The sequence below is a fragment of the Pirellulales bacterium genome, assembly GCA_035546535.1.
GTDB lineage: Bacteria > Planctomycetota > Planctomycetia > Pirellulales > JACPPG01 > JACPPG01.
Map to the genome: position 1 here is coordinate 1 of DASZWQ010000012.1, position 14256 is coordinate 14256.

The following is a 14256-nucleotide window of genomic DNA, read 5'->3' on the forward strand; positions in this document are numbered from 1 at the left end:
TGGTCGACCGCGGCGCCGATATCCGCAGCGTGCAGGAGCTGCTCGGCCACAAAAGCCTGGTGACCACGCAGATCTACACGCACGTCAGTACCGCCGCCCTGCGCGCCGCTTACGAAAAAGCACATCCCCGGGCGAAGTAGACTGCGGGCGTTGCCACTCTGTGGAGTACGAAGGATTCTGTAGCCGGGTCTGTGACCCCGGATGCCCGCCTGTGCGACCCCGGCCTCATAGAGAGGCCGGCCACAGGAATACACTCACCTGGCCTATGCTTCGCGATATATGCTGGAGTATTGGCAGGGGCACGCATAATCTCGCGCGAGGAAGAGTCCGCATGATACGCGTGTGGATCATCGACGATCAGGAGTATATGCGCATGCGCACGGTACCCAAGATCGTGCGCGACCGGTGGCCCGATTCCGACATCACGGCCTTCGACAGCCTGGCCGCGGCGATTTATTACACGGGCTCGGTCGATCTGATCATCATCGATATCACGGCCGTCTGCCCCATCGAGCGGGCGCAGCTCGCCTACGGTCCGATATGCCAGTTGATCGACCGGCACCCGGGCACGACGCTTATCATCAATTCCGCGCTGCCGCGGTACGTGACTGACGTCGTGCGCAGCGAGGTCAAGCAATTCTCCCCTGATGCGCATGTGCTGTCATGCGGCTTTCCGTTCCACGTGAATCTGCCCAAAGTCCTGGCCGGGATCGAGGCGTGAGCCACGACGCACCGGCGGCGGACTTCGCGCTTCTCCTGTTGGCCATGCGGACGCAAGCCTTGTGTCGGCGCGGCGGGCAGACATACTGAGCGTTGCATCGAGCTTGCCGCTCGAGCCCTTTTGTCGCCCGAGCCCCAGGGTGTTTATCATGCTTGCTCGCGCTATCTTTTATGCCGCGTTGGCCACGGCTTTGCATCCACGGCCGATGCTGGCGGTCGATCCTTCAACGTGGGCGCACGACCACCTCGACGAGTTGGTCCGCTTCTATCGCCAGTTGCACCAGGCGCCGGAGCTGTCGTTTCACGAAGAGCAGACCGCCGAGACAATGGCCGCCGCACTTAAAGCCGTGGGTTGTAAGGTCACCACCGGCATTGGCGGATACGGTGTCGTCGGAATTCTGGAAAACGGCGCCGGGCCGAAAATCATGATTCGCGCCGACATGGACGCGCTGCCGGTCGTCGAGAACACGCAACTGGCTTACGCGTCGACCAAGAAGGTCAAGGACGATTCCGGCAACGACGTCGGCGTAATGCACGCCTGCGGCCATGATATTCACATGACGTGCCTGGTGGGCGTGGCCCGGTACCTGGCGGCCAACAAGGATCGCTGGAGCGGCACGATCATGTTTCTTTGCCAGCCGGCCGAAGAGCGCGGCTCGGGCGCGGCGAAGATGCTCAAGGATGGCTGCTTCGACCGCTTCTTCAAGCCTGAATATTCGCTGGCCCTGCACGTCGACGCCAATCAGCCCACCGGCACCGTCGGTTTTCACCCGGGCTACACGCTGGCGAATGTCGACAGTGTCGACATCACGTTGTATGGCAAGGGGGGGCACGGAGCTTATCCGCACGCAACGATCGACCCCATCGTGCAGGCGGCGCGGCTGATTCTCGATCTGCAAACGATCGTCAGCCGCGAGGTAAAGCCGACTGAGCCCGCCGTGATCACGGTCGGCTCGATTCACGGTGGCGCGAAGCACAATGTGATCGGCGACACTTGCCACTTGCAGATCACGGTGCGCAGCTTCAGCGACGAGGTGCGCAAGCAATTGCTGGCCGCCATTCGCCGCAAGGCGCTTGCCGCGGCCCAGAGTTCGGGCGCGGCCGAGCCCAAGATCACGGTCTCCGAGGGGACGCCGGCGATGTACAACGATCCGAAGCTGGTCGAGCGGATCGTGCCGGTGCTGAAGCGCGCATTGGGCGAGGATAAGATCGTCGACACCGAAGCGTCGATGGGAGGCGAGGATTACAGCGAATATGGTCGAGCGGGCGTGCCGATCTTCATGTTTCAGCTCGGCTCGGTAGACGCGAAGCGACTGGCCGGCCTGAAACGCGTCGAGCAGAACCCGCCATCGCTGCATTCGCCCCTCTACTATCCCGATGCCGAGGAAACGATTCAGACCGGCATCACGGCCATGTCCGAGGCGGCCATCGACTTGCTTCCCCCGAAAAAGAAGTAGCGCCGATGTCAGCGGCCCCTCGATCTCCGCTTCGCGCATTGATTCCCTGGCTGATCGCCTACGTGGTCGTGGTGGCCACGGTGCTGGCCGCTTTGCGCTATGGGCGCGAAATGGTCATCACGCGCATGGGTGATCCGGAGAGCGTGGCGGCCTGGCAGCGATGGGCCGAGGAAACACGGCGCCCCGTAGCACCGGGTGAGCCGGTCGAGCGCCGGCCGGTGAAAAGCGACGAACCCCCTGCGCTCGTTCTGATGCGCGACCATTTCGGCTCGGTGCAGGCCGTGAGCCTGGTGATCGGGACGTTCCTGTTCTGCTTTTTGGGATTTCTGGGGCACGGCATCTGGAGCCAAGGGCGCTCGGGGGCAGATCCAGCGAAACCTACTGGTCGCGACTGAGTCGGCGGCCTTTTGAGCCGCAGCACATCCGGCGGCGGCCATCGGCCAGCTAGCGAGAGCTAAGCCAGAATCGTGCGAATTCCTCGGGAAATTCTCGGTTAAATGCTTTTCGACGCCGTGGCATCTCAGTAGAATGAGGGCCAGTCGTGCGGCAGTCTGCCGGAATCGGGAGCGAGCAGTATCAACGACCGCGTTCTGCGGTTCGCTCCGGCGGCTGACCAAACGGTGAACCCTTCGTTCGGATTCGTCGAACAAAGCGATCGATTGTCCCTATGTGTTTGCGCATGCCATGCCGCACGGTCGCGGCGCGCGAGGATCGCCTCGGCGCTGACGGTGCGCGCACTTTCGGGCCACTTTGGATCATGACGATCGATGGCTTCGTTGCGCAGCAATGCACAAGGGACCACTACGGAGAAGCTCGGCGGTGAACGGTATCACCAGACGTCCCCAAAATGGTAGCAGTCGGAACAAAGCCATGATCAGCAACCTGGCCGAATCACCCGCCGTGGTCCGCCCATTTCCGCCGCGCGTACCCGACGGCATCGTCAAGGATCTCGTAAAGGTCTTCAAACTGCTCTCGGATGAAACTCGCTTGCGCGTGCTGTTGTACCTCACCCAGCAGCCCGAACTGCACGTGCGGGCCTTGTGCGAGCTGTTGGCGCAAAGCCAGCCGGCCGTCAGCCATCACTTGGCGCTGTTGCGGGTCGCCGGCTTGATCGAGTCGCGCCGCGAAGGAAAGCACAACTTCTATCACATTCTGCCCGATCGGTTCGAGACGCTGCTCGACACATTGTTCGCCAATGTGCCGCAGACCGAACGGCGCATCCGCTTCGAGGATTACGTGCTCAGCTACGCGCCGTCGGGCAGCATGGCATAAGAGGACGCAGGCTTCATTTTGCGGCCGCTTTGGCCGCTGCTTCGGCGCTCGGCAGGACCGGCGTAATGCACAATCGGCGCGAGTGTTTGCGCGCCGGGTAAAGCAAAACCTCGGCCGAGTACGAATCCTCGTCCGGCAGCGACGTAATGGCCCGCGTCGTGGCATCACCGCCGAGGCCCGCGTAGACGACGACCGAATAGCGGGCATTGTACGGATTCGATCCCGCGGCGATCACGGCCGAGCGCGCATCGCCGTACGTTTCGCCGCGGAGTTGGAATGATCCCACGTCGAATTTCACCGGCAGGGCCGCGGCAAACTTCGCCGTCACGGCGTTGGTCGCCGGCCGGCCGATCAACAACAGGTGGTGATTCTTCAGGTCGGCGTCGCTTACTTCGACGTCGCTCTGGGCCGCAATCAGCACGTTGCTCCAGCGGCGGGCGACTTTGCGCGCGAGCAAGTCGGCCGCTTCGCGTTGCGCCGCCCGATCACCCAGCGTGCCGTACACGATTAGCGTCTGTTCCGGCTCTTCTTCGAATGAAACGATCGACCAGACGCCGTGGCTCACGTCGCCCACGTTGGGCGCGCCTTTCAACCAGGGATGGAAAAACGCATCGAGCGAGCGACCGCACGCTTTCTCGGCCGCGACGCGAAATTCGTCCGTGCTCACTTCCTGTCCGGCATGCGCGGTGCCGAAACCGTCCATGAGCCGGTCGAACGTCTCGGGCCCGATTTCCTGTCGCAGCGCCGCCAGCAGCAACACGCCCTTGCCGGCGGCCATGTGATACCAGTGGTCGGTTTCCCAATCGAACCGCGTATCGGCCAGCGGCACATCGTGGCCGGAGCGTGCGACGCCGGTCAGCCATTGCGAACGGCGCGTGAAGAGCGCGACGTCCAAGTGATCGCGGGCCGCGCGGTCGAGCACTTCGCCTTTGGCGGCTGCTTCGAGCGCGCGCTCAAGCGCCACGACGCGCTCGAATCCGGCGTGCCCCGCGGCCAGCCAGGTATCGGCGTCCGATTTGGGCAAGAGCGTTCCCCGCCAGGCGGCGGAGAGCGAAACCGGCTTGTCGAAGCGATCCTCTTTTTCCTCGGGAAAGAGCTCGGCGTCGGCGAGCTTCGGCGCTTCGGCCGGCGCCTCGCCCGCCGCATCGACCGAAATCAGCGTCCAATCGTTGCTTACCAGCGGCTGCAGGCCCGGGCAGTGTTCACGATCGTCCTCCGTTGGCATCCACGCGCGCCCCAGCGGCGGGCCAAACAAGGCCCAGCTCTTCAACTCCTTGGCAAGCTTCGTGGTGGTGAACTTCGCATCGCACGAAGGAAACGCCGCGAGCGGCGCCGTCGTGAAGGCCTCGAAACCGAAATCGGCGGTCAACTTGCCTTGCTTCTCGCGGAACAAGCGCAGCCACGTCCGGTCGCGGTCGGTAGGGTGCAGCACGACGTTCCCAGGCTTGCCCCCAAGCGTGGGGAGCGATTCTTTGCGCACCTCCATGTCCTTGGCATTGTTGCAGCCCCAATAAAACCCGCGCGTGTCGCCGGGCCACTCATGGCGGCTGCTGCGCCACAGTTTGCTCTTGTGAGTGCCCAGCTCGAACATGGCGATCTCGCCGGTGTTGATATCGGCCAGCATCCATTCGTTCGAATACAGGCCGTTATTGGCCGTGGACAGGATCTTGATCGCCTGGTCGATCGTGCCCGCATATTGAACCGCCTGCCGAATACGCGAGGCGAGAACCTGCCCCGTGATGTCGAAGTCGGTCTGGCGGATCGTCGTTTCCAGCACCAGGATGCCGGCGCTGTTGATGTAATAATCGAGCCCGCTCATGATACCGCCGGGATAACTCTGCATGACGATCCGGTGGCCGGCCTTGGGGGCAATATCGAGCCACACGTTGTACTGATGCGCGTCGGCCAGGCCGCACATCGTGATGTGCCCGAAGATAATCTCACCGTCGGCCGTGGCGGGCGCCGTGGCGGCAAAGGCGCTGCAATGTTCCTCGGCGGCGTGAGGCCGTTCGGTGCTGATCGGCTGGTGATAGGTTTCGTCGTCCAGGCCGGTCGCCGTAGCATGCACGCCCGGCGTGAGATAGCTCATCTCCATGTCGGAATTGAGCGTGACGATGTCGATGAGATCGACGGGCCGATCGTCGTATTTTGCTCCCACGGCGGCGGCGCCGTCGGCGATGCCCTTCATCTCTTCCAAGTACTCGGCGTCGTAGCGGCGCAGGAACAGCGCATTCACCAGCGTGCGCACGTCGCGCCAGGCTTCCGTCGAAGCCTTGGGGCTACGGCACTTCGCGCGGGTTTTGATGAACTCCACGATCTCGGCAGCCATCAGTCTCCCGTGCTGATAGCCACGCTCGTACGGCGCGCCTTCGACGTGCAAGACGATCCAGCCCGCTTGCGGATAACGATAGCCCGCTCCGTAGCGGACGATCGTGGCAGGATCGGGCCGAAAGCTGCTGGCGCTGGCCAGCGGCTTGCGCTCGGTGATATCGGACGCCACGGGTAGTGACGCCTCGGCGGCAATCAGAGATCGCGCGCCCAGGGTCGAAACAATCGCGGCCAACAGGATCGCAGAGCGAACGATCAACATGCCGTCTCCTAACAAGCGAGTACTTCGCTCGCCGCGGCCTGCACCGCGATCGTGTCATCCGTCCGGCCTCACAGAGGCCGGCTACAGCGATGCGTGCAAGCTACCGAATCACGATTTCAGGCATCATCAGCACGACCCCCTCGCGATGGATCAATTCCAAGCGTCCCAGGGCCGTCAGTACGGCGCCCAGTCGTTGACCATCCAACTCGCGCAGGTAGGGGAGCACCGCATCCAGCAGCGGAAAGGTCTTCACGCCGAAGGCCGCTGAAAGCGATACGCCGGCCGTATCCTCGTCTTCCTCACCCAGGGCGCTGCCGAGCAGGGTTTGCAGAAACGTCTTGGGCTCGGGCAGGAGCCGCACTTCGTACTTCTCGATTTTAGCTTGCTCGGCGGCCTCCTTGATGGCGTCGTGCAGCGTCCCGATGCGGTCGACCAGGCCCAAATCCAACGCCTGCCGCCCGGTATAGACGCGCCCACCGGCCAATTCGTCGATCGGCTTTTTCAGTTTCGTCCCGCGGGCCGTTACGACGTGTCCCTTGAAGACGCCGTAGATGTCATCCATCCAACTTTGCATGCGCGTCCGTTGCGAATCGGTGAACGGATGCGACGAGCTCATGATCGAGGCGTTTACGCCGCGGCCGTAGCCCTTCCAGTTGATGCCGACCTTGTTCCACAGCCCCGAGGTCGCCAGCTTGCCACCGACCACGCCGATCGAGCCGGTGATCGTAGCTTCGTCGGCATAAACCACGTCCGAGGCGCACGAGACGTAGTACCCCCCGCTGGCCGCCACGTTGCCCATCGAGACCACGAGCGGCTTCTTGGCCTTCAAACGCTTTGTGGCCGCCAGGATCACGTCGCTGGCCGTCGCCGATCCGCCGGGCGAGTCGATGCGCAAAACGACGGCCTTCACCGCATCGTCCGCGGCCGCGTCGTCGAGCGCTTTGCGAATGGGCGTGCTGCCGGCCGACTTGCCACCGAAGCTGAGCGGACTGGCGTCGGCCGAGCCGAGCACGATCGCGCCTTCGACATTGATGATGGCCACGGTGTCTTTGGTCGACTTCTTCTTTTTGCCGCCGCCCAGCAGCTCGGCATAGAAGTTCATCATGCCCATCGGCGAAGAGAAATCGATCTGGCCTGACGCCTTGGCGGCGTACTTGGGATCGAACTTGATTTGATCGCCGAACTTCTCTTTGAGCGCCGCTTCCAGATCGTTCCGCTGCTGCACGCGGTCAATAATGCGCAGCTCGCGGGCTTTTTCTGCCGTATAGGGTCCGCCGTCGATCCACCCGCGCACCGTGGCTTCGTCGACGCCGCGTCCCTGGGCGATGCGCTGGATCGTGGTCTGGTACTCGCTATCCAAGAGCCAGTTCTGCATCTCCTCGGCTTGCTGGCTGGGCCCGTCGCGCATGAACGTCTCGGACGCGCTCTTGTAATCGCCGCAGTGGAGGAAGTCGGGCGTGACGCTGATCTTGTCCAACAGGCCGCGCAGATAGGGACTCTCGGCATAGTAGCCGGTCAGCCACAGATCGCCGGTCGGCACGACCGAGATTTCGCTGGCGCCGGCGGCCAGCACGAAATCCTGCATCGTGAGTCCGTCGGCACAGAGATAGACGTCCTTGCCCGCCGCGCGGATGTCGGCCATGCGCTGGCGAATCTCTTCGGCCTGCGGCAGGGTCACGGTCGCGCCGTCGAGCGTGATGACGACGGCTTTGACGTTTTCATCTTCGCGGGCCTTCGACATTCTTTCGATCAGGCTGTGCAGCGTGACCGATCGACTGGTCCCCATCAGGAAGTTTTCCTCGGCGGGCGTTTCGACGATCGGCCCGCGCAGGCGAAAGACCGCGACGATTGGCTTGTTCTTGGAACTTTTCTTGGTATCCGCGGCAATTCCCGGAGCAGCCGAAGCGATCGCGAGCGAAAACGCGGTTGCCAGAATCAGAAAGGGACGCATCGAGGCTTCTCCTCTGCAAGGTTTCAAGTCGCGCCAAAGGTGGTGGCCGTTTCAGGCACGAACGCGGCAATACGACGCCACAGTTCTTCGCCTCGTCGGTCGCATGATTGTTGCGCAGGTATTATAGGTCGGCCGCCCAACGGCCAGGAATAGGCTACTTCACAGTGGGTGATCGCAGCTCTGACGCCGGGGGGTTGTGATCCCTCGAAGGGACACTCGTCGATTCCCGGCCTCGTGCAGGCCGGCTGCACAAGACAGGCGCCGATATGCCTTCAGAGCAGTTCGTTGCAGGCCAGCGCCTCGGATTCGATCGCTCGGCGACGCTTGACCAGCGTGACCTCGTTGCCGCGCTCATTGAATCGCAAGTCGTCGACAAAGGTGCGCATCAGCAGCAAGCCACGGCCACTGACCTTGTCGAGGTTCACCGGATCGGTCGGATCGGGAAGCGAGGCCGGATCGAAGCCGGGCCCTTGGTCGCGAATGCGGATCACGACGTCTTCGGCCGACACGCGAACGTCGACGCGGATTTTTCGCTCGCGATACGGAGCTTCCTGCGAGCGTTCTTCCACCTGCGCGTAATAGTCTTCGTGGCTTTTCTCCATCAAGCCCGACTGAACTTCCAGATTGCCGTGGTACAAGGCGTTAACCAGCGCTTCTTCCAGCGCAATACCCAACCGCACGCGTTCGGTCTGATCGAACAGGCCGAAGCGCGCCGATTGTTCTTGCACGAAACTGATCAACGGCGGGAAGAGCGTGCAGTCGTTGGCCAGTTGGAACGTGCATTGATTCTGCAGCAAGTGGGTAAGCAGCCGGGCTTGCCCCTCGCGCGGGCGCGAGGCGTCGAGCACGGTGCCGATCGTGTCGAGCAAGGTTTCGGGCAACTGGCTCTTGGGAACGTAGCTGGCCGCGCCTCCCTGCAGCGCCTGCACCGCGATCTCTTCGTTGCCCTTGGAAGTCATCAGGATGACCGGCACGAAGGGATGACGCTCGCGAATCGCCTTCACCAGTTCCAGCCCATTCATCTCGGGCATGATCAGGTCGGTGATCACAAGTGCCGGCATGTGCTCGCGCATCATCGTCAAGGCATGCGTGCCGTTGGCCGCGAACGTGACGGAAAGGTCGGGATCCTTCTCGATCAGCCCGCCCACCACGCGACGATCAACCGGCGAATCGTCAACGACAAGAATGTTTGGCATAGCCCCGTCCTTCGCAGTTTGCCGCATCGAGCGGCATCTACGCAGTGATTCCCACGACCCTTGGTAAATCGACGAATATCCTCTCGACGCGCGCGACAAACAGGGGCACGAAGCCGGCCTCGGGCGCGCGCCCTTCGCACCCGCACGTTTCCAACACGAAGGCCTGTTCGAACAGTTCCGCCGCTCCCAAATATCGCAAGGAAGACTTGAGCGTGTGCGCGGCGCGGCGCAAACCGTCGGCATCGCCGGAGGCATTGGCTGCCCGCAATTCGTCGAGCAGTCGCGGCGTTTCTTCCAGAAAGGCCTCGGCCATCACTCGCAGCAACTGCCGGTCACCGCCCACGGTTTGCAACATGGCCGAGAAATCAAGGTCGCTCGCCGGAACGGGCGATCTCTTTTCGACTTGTGGCAACGCGTCCGCGGCGCCCTCAACGACACGATCGATGGTTTCGAACAGGTCGCGGCTGCGAATCGGCTTCGAAATATAGCTATCCATGCCCGCGGCCAGGCAACGTTCGCGATCCCCGGCCATGGCGTGGGCCGTCATGGCGATGATCGGCACGCGCGCACGGCCCGTGGCCCGTTCGCGCTCACGCAGCGCTTGCGTCGCCTGCAACCCGTCGATCTCGGGCATTTGCACGTCCATCAGCACCAGGTCGAACGATTGCACCTCGACCGCGGCGAGCGCTTCGCGGCCGTTGTTGGCCACGCACACGCAATGCCCTCGCCGCTCGAGCAACCCCACGGCCAGCTTTTGATTCACCAGGCTGTCTTCGGCCAGCAGAATGCGCAAGGGACGCACATCGCCGGCCGTGCCCGCAAACGAAACAGGCTCTTGCGCGCAGGGGATTTCGCGAGGCGCAATGGCCGCCACGATGGCGTCGAACAGCTCGGACTGCTTGACGGGCTTCATCAAATACGCCGCAATACCCAGGCGCTGGCAGCGGGCCACGTCGTCGGGCCGGTCGCCGGAAGTGAGCATCATGATGATCGCGCTTGCGAGCGCGACGTCCTCCTTGATCTGCTCGGCCAACGTGAAGCCGTCTACGTCGGGCATATTGGCGTCGGTCAACACGAGCGTGAAAGGCCGTCCCCCCCGCTGTGCTTCGCGCAAGGCCGACAAGGCCGCGGCCGCGCCGGCCACGGCGATCGGTTGCATGTGCCAGTTGCCCAGCATCTCGCACTGGATACGACGGTTCGTCGCGTTATCGTCGACGACCAGCACGCGCAGGCCTTCCAGCACGGTGACAGGGGCGGCGGGTTTGGCGATACCCTGACTATCAGCGTTCTGGAATCGGGCCGTGAAATGAAACGTGCTGCCGACCCCCTCCTCGCTTTCAACCCAGACACGACCTCCCATCAGGTCCACCAGCGCCGACGAAATGGCCAGGCCCAAGCCGGTGCCGCCAAAGCGCCGCGTGGTCGAAGTATCGGCCTGCTCGAAGGCCTTGAAGATGATCTCCTGTTTTTCCGGGGGCACGCCGACCCCGGTGTCGTGCACGGCGAAGTGCAACAGCATTCCCTCGTGATCGGTCGATTTGCGCCGAACCGTCATGACGACTTCACCCTGGTCCGTGAACTTGATGGCATTCCCAACGAGGTTGATCACAACCTGTCGCAATCGATTGGGATCGCCGACGACGATTTCAGGGATATCGGCGGCGATATCGTGAACCAGCTCGAGCCCTTTTTTGTGGGCGCGCACCGCCAGCGACTTCATCGTGTCGCCGATGCTTTCGTGAATCTCGAACGGCACCGGATCGAGGTCGAATTTGCCCGCCTCGATCTTGGAAAAGTCCAACAGGTCGTTGATGATCGACAACAGCGAATCGGCCGATTCCAGCACTAGCTTCAGATACTCGCGCTGCTCGGGAGAAAGCGGTGTATCGAGAATCAATTCGGCCATGCCGATGATGGCGTTCATCGGCGTGCGGATCTCGTGGCTCATATTGGCCAGGAAGGCCCCCTTGGCGCGATTGGCGGCCTCGGCGGCCTCTTTGGCGACGCGCAGTTCGGCTTCGTAGCGCTTGCGGCGGCTGATGTCGTGCAGAAAGGCGTGATACACGCGCGAGCCGCCAAGTTGGGCCGGCGTGATCGCGGCCTCGACCGGAAACTCGCTGCCGTCGCGACGCATCGCCGTGATCTCCACGCGCCGGTTGAGCACGGCCCCCTGCCCGCGGGTCAGCGTCTGTTGCAGCCGATTGCGGTACACTTCACGAAAGCGCTCGGGAATAATCGTTTCCGCCACGCGGCGGCCGATGGCTTCGTCGCGCGGCCAGCCGAACACCGCCTCGGCCTGCGGATTCCAATCGATGATGCGGCCTTCGCTATCCACGCCCACGAAGGCGTCGTAGGCGGTATCGATGATCAACCGCGTCCGCGCGGCATTCTCGCGCAATTTTTCTTCGGCGTGGCGGCGGGCCGAAACATCCCAGAACATTCCCTGCACGCCGCGCACCTGGCCATCGGCGCCGAGCACCGGCGCCTTGAGCACCTGCACGTGAATGACTTCGCCGGTCGGCTTCTGATGCTCTTCGACGATTTCCAGCACCCGGCCGGTGGTGAGCACTTGCTCGTCGTCGTGCCGGTACTTGTCGGCCATTTCGGCCGGAAACAGGTCGGCATCGGTCTTGCCGCGCAACTCTTCGAGCGAACGGCCGAGTGTCTCGCAAAATCGCCGATTGGCAAAGATGATCCGTCCGTCGGCATCTTTGCGAAAGATGCTCAGCGGCAGACTTTCGACCAGTGAGTGGTACAGGGCTTCGCTGTCGCGCAGCGCCGCTTCGGTTTTCTTCTGCTCGTCGACGTCGCGAAAGAAACAAAGCGATGCGGGCCGCCCTTCCCATTCGATCATCACCGAGTTGATCTCGATCCACAGCGGCAGACCGGCGGCCGTCAAGAAGCGGAATTCATACTGGTGAGGAATGTCTTCGCCGCGCAGTCGTCGCACGTACCGGTCCAGCACGAGCGGCCGGTCCTCAGGCGCGATCAGATCAGTAAACGGAATCGTGGCCAACTGCTCGCTGGGATAGCCCAGCATCTGCTGCAGCTTGGGATTGAAGAACTTGATGACCCCGTCTTGCGCGACGCAAATGGCATCGTTGGCGTTTTCAACGAGCAGGCGATACTTCTCTTCCGTCACGCGCAGGGCATCCGTAACCCGCTGCCACTCCCCTGAGTCGATCGGCTGACGTGAGTTAAGCCGATGCTCCGCCGTAGCCGGGGCCGGTTTGGCAGCTTCATCGGTCGAAGCGCCGCGGCGACGCTTGCCAAAACCAAAAGCGCAGCCCAGGGCGGCGACCCACGAAAACGCTATCAAGCTGGGGAGCACTTCGGAGATCATGGCCCCCTCGGCGCCGGCGACCGCCGGCACTTCTTTCGATCGCCGGACTGCCATCGCGAACTGTGTCGAAGCGGAAACGCAAGCCGCCCAGCGCAAACCCCTGCTGCCTATGCGGCAAGGTTTTGACACAGTCGGCCCCACGGTTCCCAATGTCGCAGACCGATTCCGCGAGTCAATGAATTTCGCAAGAATTTGCCCGCCGCCGCAGCACGTTTGACCGCGGGTGGGACGTTCCCGGATTGGCCCGCCGCTCCCCGTTTCCGTCGAAGCGTACGTCGCGCGGAAGTTAGAGATCTTGCGGTCCGGCGTCACGGACTCGCTGGACGACTGCCTCGCCAAAGGGAGCTTCGTGGAGGATTGCCTGCGATCGATGGGCCGAGGCCCGCCGCCGGCTCGCTCGGCCGCCGCCGCTGCCTCGCGTGGCGGGCCGTCGCGCTTCCTGGATGATGAGCCAGGCGGTGGGGAGCACGACCAGCGCCATGCCCGCCAACGACTCGGCCGAAAAGCTGCGTGCCCAAAACAACACGTCGAACAGCATGGCGAAGCCGACCTGGCTGAGCGCCACGACCGACACCTTGGCCGCATTGCCGGCCGTGAAGGCCTTGGTCAACAGCAGTTGGCCGATCGTGGCCGAAACGCCCACGCCCAGGAGCATGGCGATCACCTTGGCGTCGGCATAATCACGGATCGTATGACGCAGCGGAAAAAGGAAAAACGTGGCGATGCAAAACAGCGTTGCCACGGCCGAGAAGTGAACCACCACGGCCCGGACGTCGATATCGGTCAACCGGTGCAGGCCGATCATCGCCACGGCCGTCGCCATGCTGCCGAACAACACCGCCAGGGCGCCTGCGTTTGCCTCATCGCCCCCGGGCTGTTGCACCAGGACCACGCCGGCAATCGCGCAGACGATCGCCAGCCATACGCCTCCCGAGAGCTTCTCGCCCAAGAGCGGCCATGACAAAAGCGCCACCCACACAGGGAAGATGTTGGCGATCGTCAACACGTCGGCAATCGGCAGTCGCGGCAGCGCGTAGAACGTACACAGCATGCTGATGCTGCCCGCGATGCTACGCACCCACAAGGTCTTGGGCCGGAAGACCACGAATCTTGCGCCGGCCGCCAGCACCAGCGCCGTGGCAAAGACCGTCGCCAGTGCGGCGCGCACGAAGACCACCACCTGCCAATCGCAAACCGCATCCAGTCCGTGCGCAAACGCCCCCATGCAGGCAAAAGCAAAAGCACCGCAGAGCATCCAGACGTAGGGGAGCACGGAACCTCGGGCGGGTAGGCAGACGCTATGGCTGGAGCGCCCGCCGTGGTGAACCGACAGGCCTCACGACAGCCAAGACGCATTTCAAACAGAAATCGTTCGCGCTGCAAGGACAGTTTCCACGTGCTCGGGGCGGGCTTCCACGCTGCGCCGTCATGGCAGCATCGCAAAGATTGCCGGCAGCAAGCGGCCCTCGTTCGGAGCAACAGCGCGGCACCCCTTCTTGCGTCCGGGGGGGGATTTTGCCATGATGACGAGCCGGTCTCGTCGCGGGAGGCACGCTCACGGACAGGATGAACCATCCCTTGTCCACGACTCGGCCCGGGCCGTAAACTCCCCACTGGAACGGAAATGCGCACCCCTAGCTCAATTGGATAGAGCATCGGTCTACGGAACCGAAGGTTAGAGGTTCGAGCCCTCTGGGGTGTATTTGCCCTGAAGCCATGCCCACCCA

10 protein-coding genes and 1 tRNA gene are annotated in these 14256 nt (G+C 63.0%); 6 read left to right on the forward strand and 5 right to left on the reverse strand.

Annotated features, from left to right (window positions below; all coding sequences use genetic code 11):
- From VHD36_01050 to VHD36_01070, 5 genes are all read left to right on the forward strand, one after another.
- Positions 1-140, forward strand: a 140-nt coding sequence (locus VHD36_01050; GenBank protein ID HVU85877.1) for a tyrosine-type recombinase/integrase, incomplete at its 5' end; no start/stop codon positions are given.
- A gap of 191 nt (positions 141-331) precedes the next feature.
- A complete protein-coding gene (locus tag VHD36_01055) occupies positions 332-721 on the forward strand; it encodes a hypothetical protein (GenBank protein ID HVU85878.1) in 390 nt (129 codons plus the stop codon).
- Positions 722-869: 148 nt separating this feature from the next.
- Entirely contained in the window at positions 870-2177 is a 1308-nt protein-coding gene (locus VHD36_01060; protein ID HVU85879.1) for an amidohydrolase, read from the forward strand.
- Positions 2178-2182: 5 nt separating this feature from the next.
- A complete protein-coding gene (locus tag VHD36_01065; protein ID HVU85880.1) occupies positions 2183-2572 on the forward strand; it encodes a hypothetical protein in 390 nt (129 codons plus the stop codon).
- A 475-nt stretch (positions 2573-3047) separates the two neighbouring features.
- The gene (locus VHD36_01070) at positions 3048-3449 is read left to right on the forward strand and encodes a metalloregulator ArsR/SmtB family transcription factor (protein ID HVU85881.1); all 402 of its coding nucleotides are present in this window, start codon (positions 3048-3050) and stop codon (positions 3447-3449) included.
- Between the two features lie 13 nt (positions 3450-3462).
- Here the strand turns inward: VHD36_01070 and VHD36_01075 are convergent, their stop codons facing one another.
- The 5 genes from VHD36_01075 to VHD36_01095 all read right to left on the reverse strand — a co-directional run bounded on the left by VHD36_01075 (position 3463) and on the right by VHD36_01095 (position 13802).
- The gene (locus VHD36_01075; protein HVU85882.1) at positions 3463-6039 is read right to left on the reverse strand and encodes a C45 family autoproteolytic acyltransferase/hydrolase; all 2577 of its coding nucleotides are present in this window, start codon (positions 6037-6039) and stop codon (positions 3463-3465) included.
- A 100-nt stretch (positions 6040-6139) separates the two neighbouring features.
- Positions 6140-7990 (reverse strand): signal peptide peptidase SppA, encoded by a 1851-nt coding sequence (gene sppA, locus VHD36_01080; protein ID HVU85883.1) that lies wholly within the window; start codon positions 7988-7990, stop codon positions 6140-6142.
- Between the two features lie 272 nt (positions 7991-8262).
- Positions 8263-9186: a response regulator gene (locus tag VHD36_01085; protein HVU85884.1), complete on the reverse strand. Its 924-nt coding sequence runs from the start codon at positions 9184-9186 to the stop codon at positions 8263-8265.
- Positions 9187-9223: 37 nt separating this feature from the next.
- Complete coding sequence (locus VHD36_01090) at positions 9224-12583, reverse strand: PAS domain S-box protein (protein ID HVU85885.1); 3360 nt, start codon at positions 12581-12583, stop codon at positions 9224-9226.
- Between the two features lie 232 nt (positions 12584-12815).
- A complete protein-coding gene (locus tag VHD36_01095; protein HVU85886.1) occupies positions 12816-13802 on the reverse strand; it encodes a DMT family transporter in 987 nt (328 codons plus the stop codon).
- 355 nt (positions 13803-14157) lie between these two features.
- Here VHD36_01095 and VHD36_01100 point away from each other — a divergent pair.
- Positions 14158-14231, forward strand: a tRNA-Arg gene (locus VHD36_01100).
- The last annotated feature ends 25 nt before the right edge of the window (positions 14232-14256 follow it).

Coding starts and splice junctions, on each gene's coding strand:
- VHD36_01055 (HVU85878.1), top strand. CDS start 332: ATGATACGCGTGTGGATCATCGACGATCAGGAGTATATGCGCATGCGC.
- VHD36_01060 (HVU85879.1), top strand. CDS start 870: ATGCTTGCTCGCGCTATCTTTTATGCCGCGTTGGCCACGGCTTTGCAT.
- VHD36_01065 (HVU85880.1), top strand. CDS start 2,183: ATGTCAGCGGCCCCTCGATCTCCGCTTCGCGCATTGATTCCCTGGCTG.
- VHD36_01070 (HVU85881.1), top strand. CDS start 3,048: ATGATCAGCAACCTGGCCGAATCACCCGCCGTGGTCCGCCCATTTCCG.
- VHD36_01075 (HVU85882.1), bottom strand. CDS start 6,039: ATGTTGATCGTTCGCTCTGCGATCCTGTTGGCCGCGATTGTTTCGACC.
- sppA (HVU85883.1), bottom strand. CDS start 7,990: ATGCGTCCCTTTCTGATTCTGGCAACCGCGTTTTCGCTCGCGATCGCT.
- VHD36_01085 (HVU85884.1), bottom strand. CDS start 9,186: ATGCCAAACATTCTTGTCGTTGACGATTCGCCGGTTGATCGTCGCGTG.
- VHD36_01090 (HVU85885.1), bottom strand. CDS start 12,583: ATGGCAGTCCGGCGATCGAAAGAAGTGCCGGCGGTCGCCGGCGCCGAG.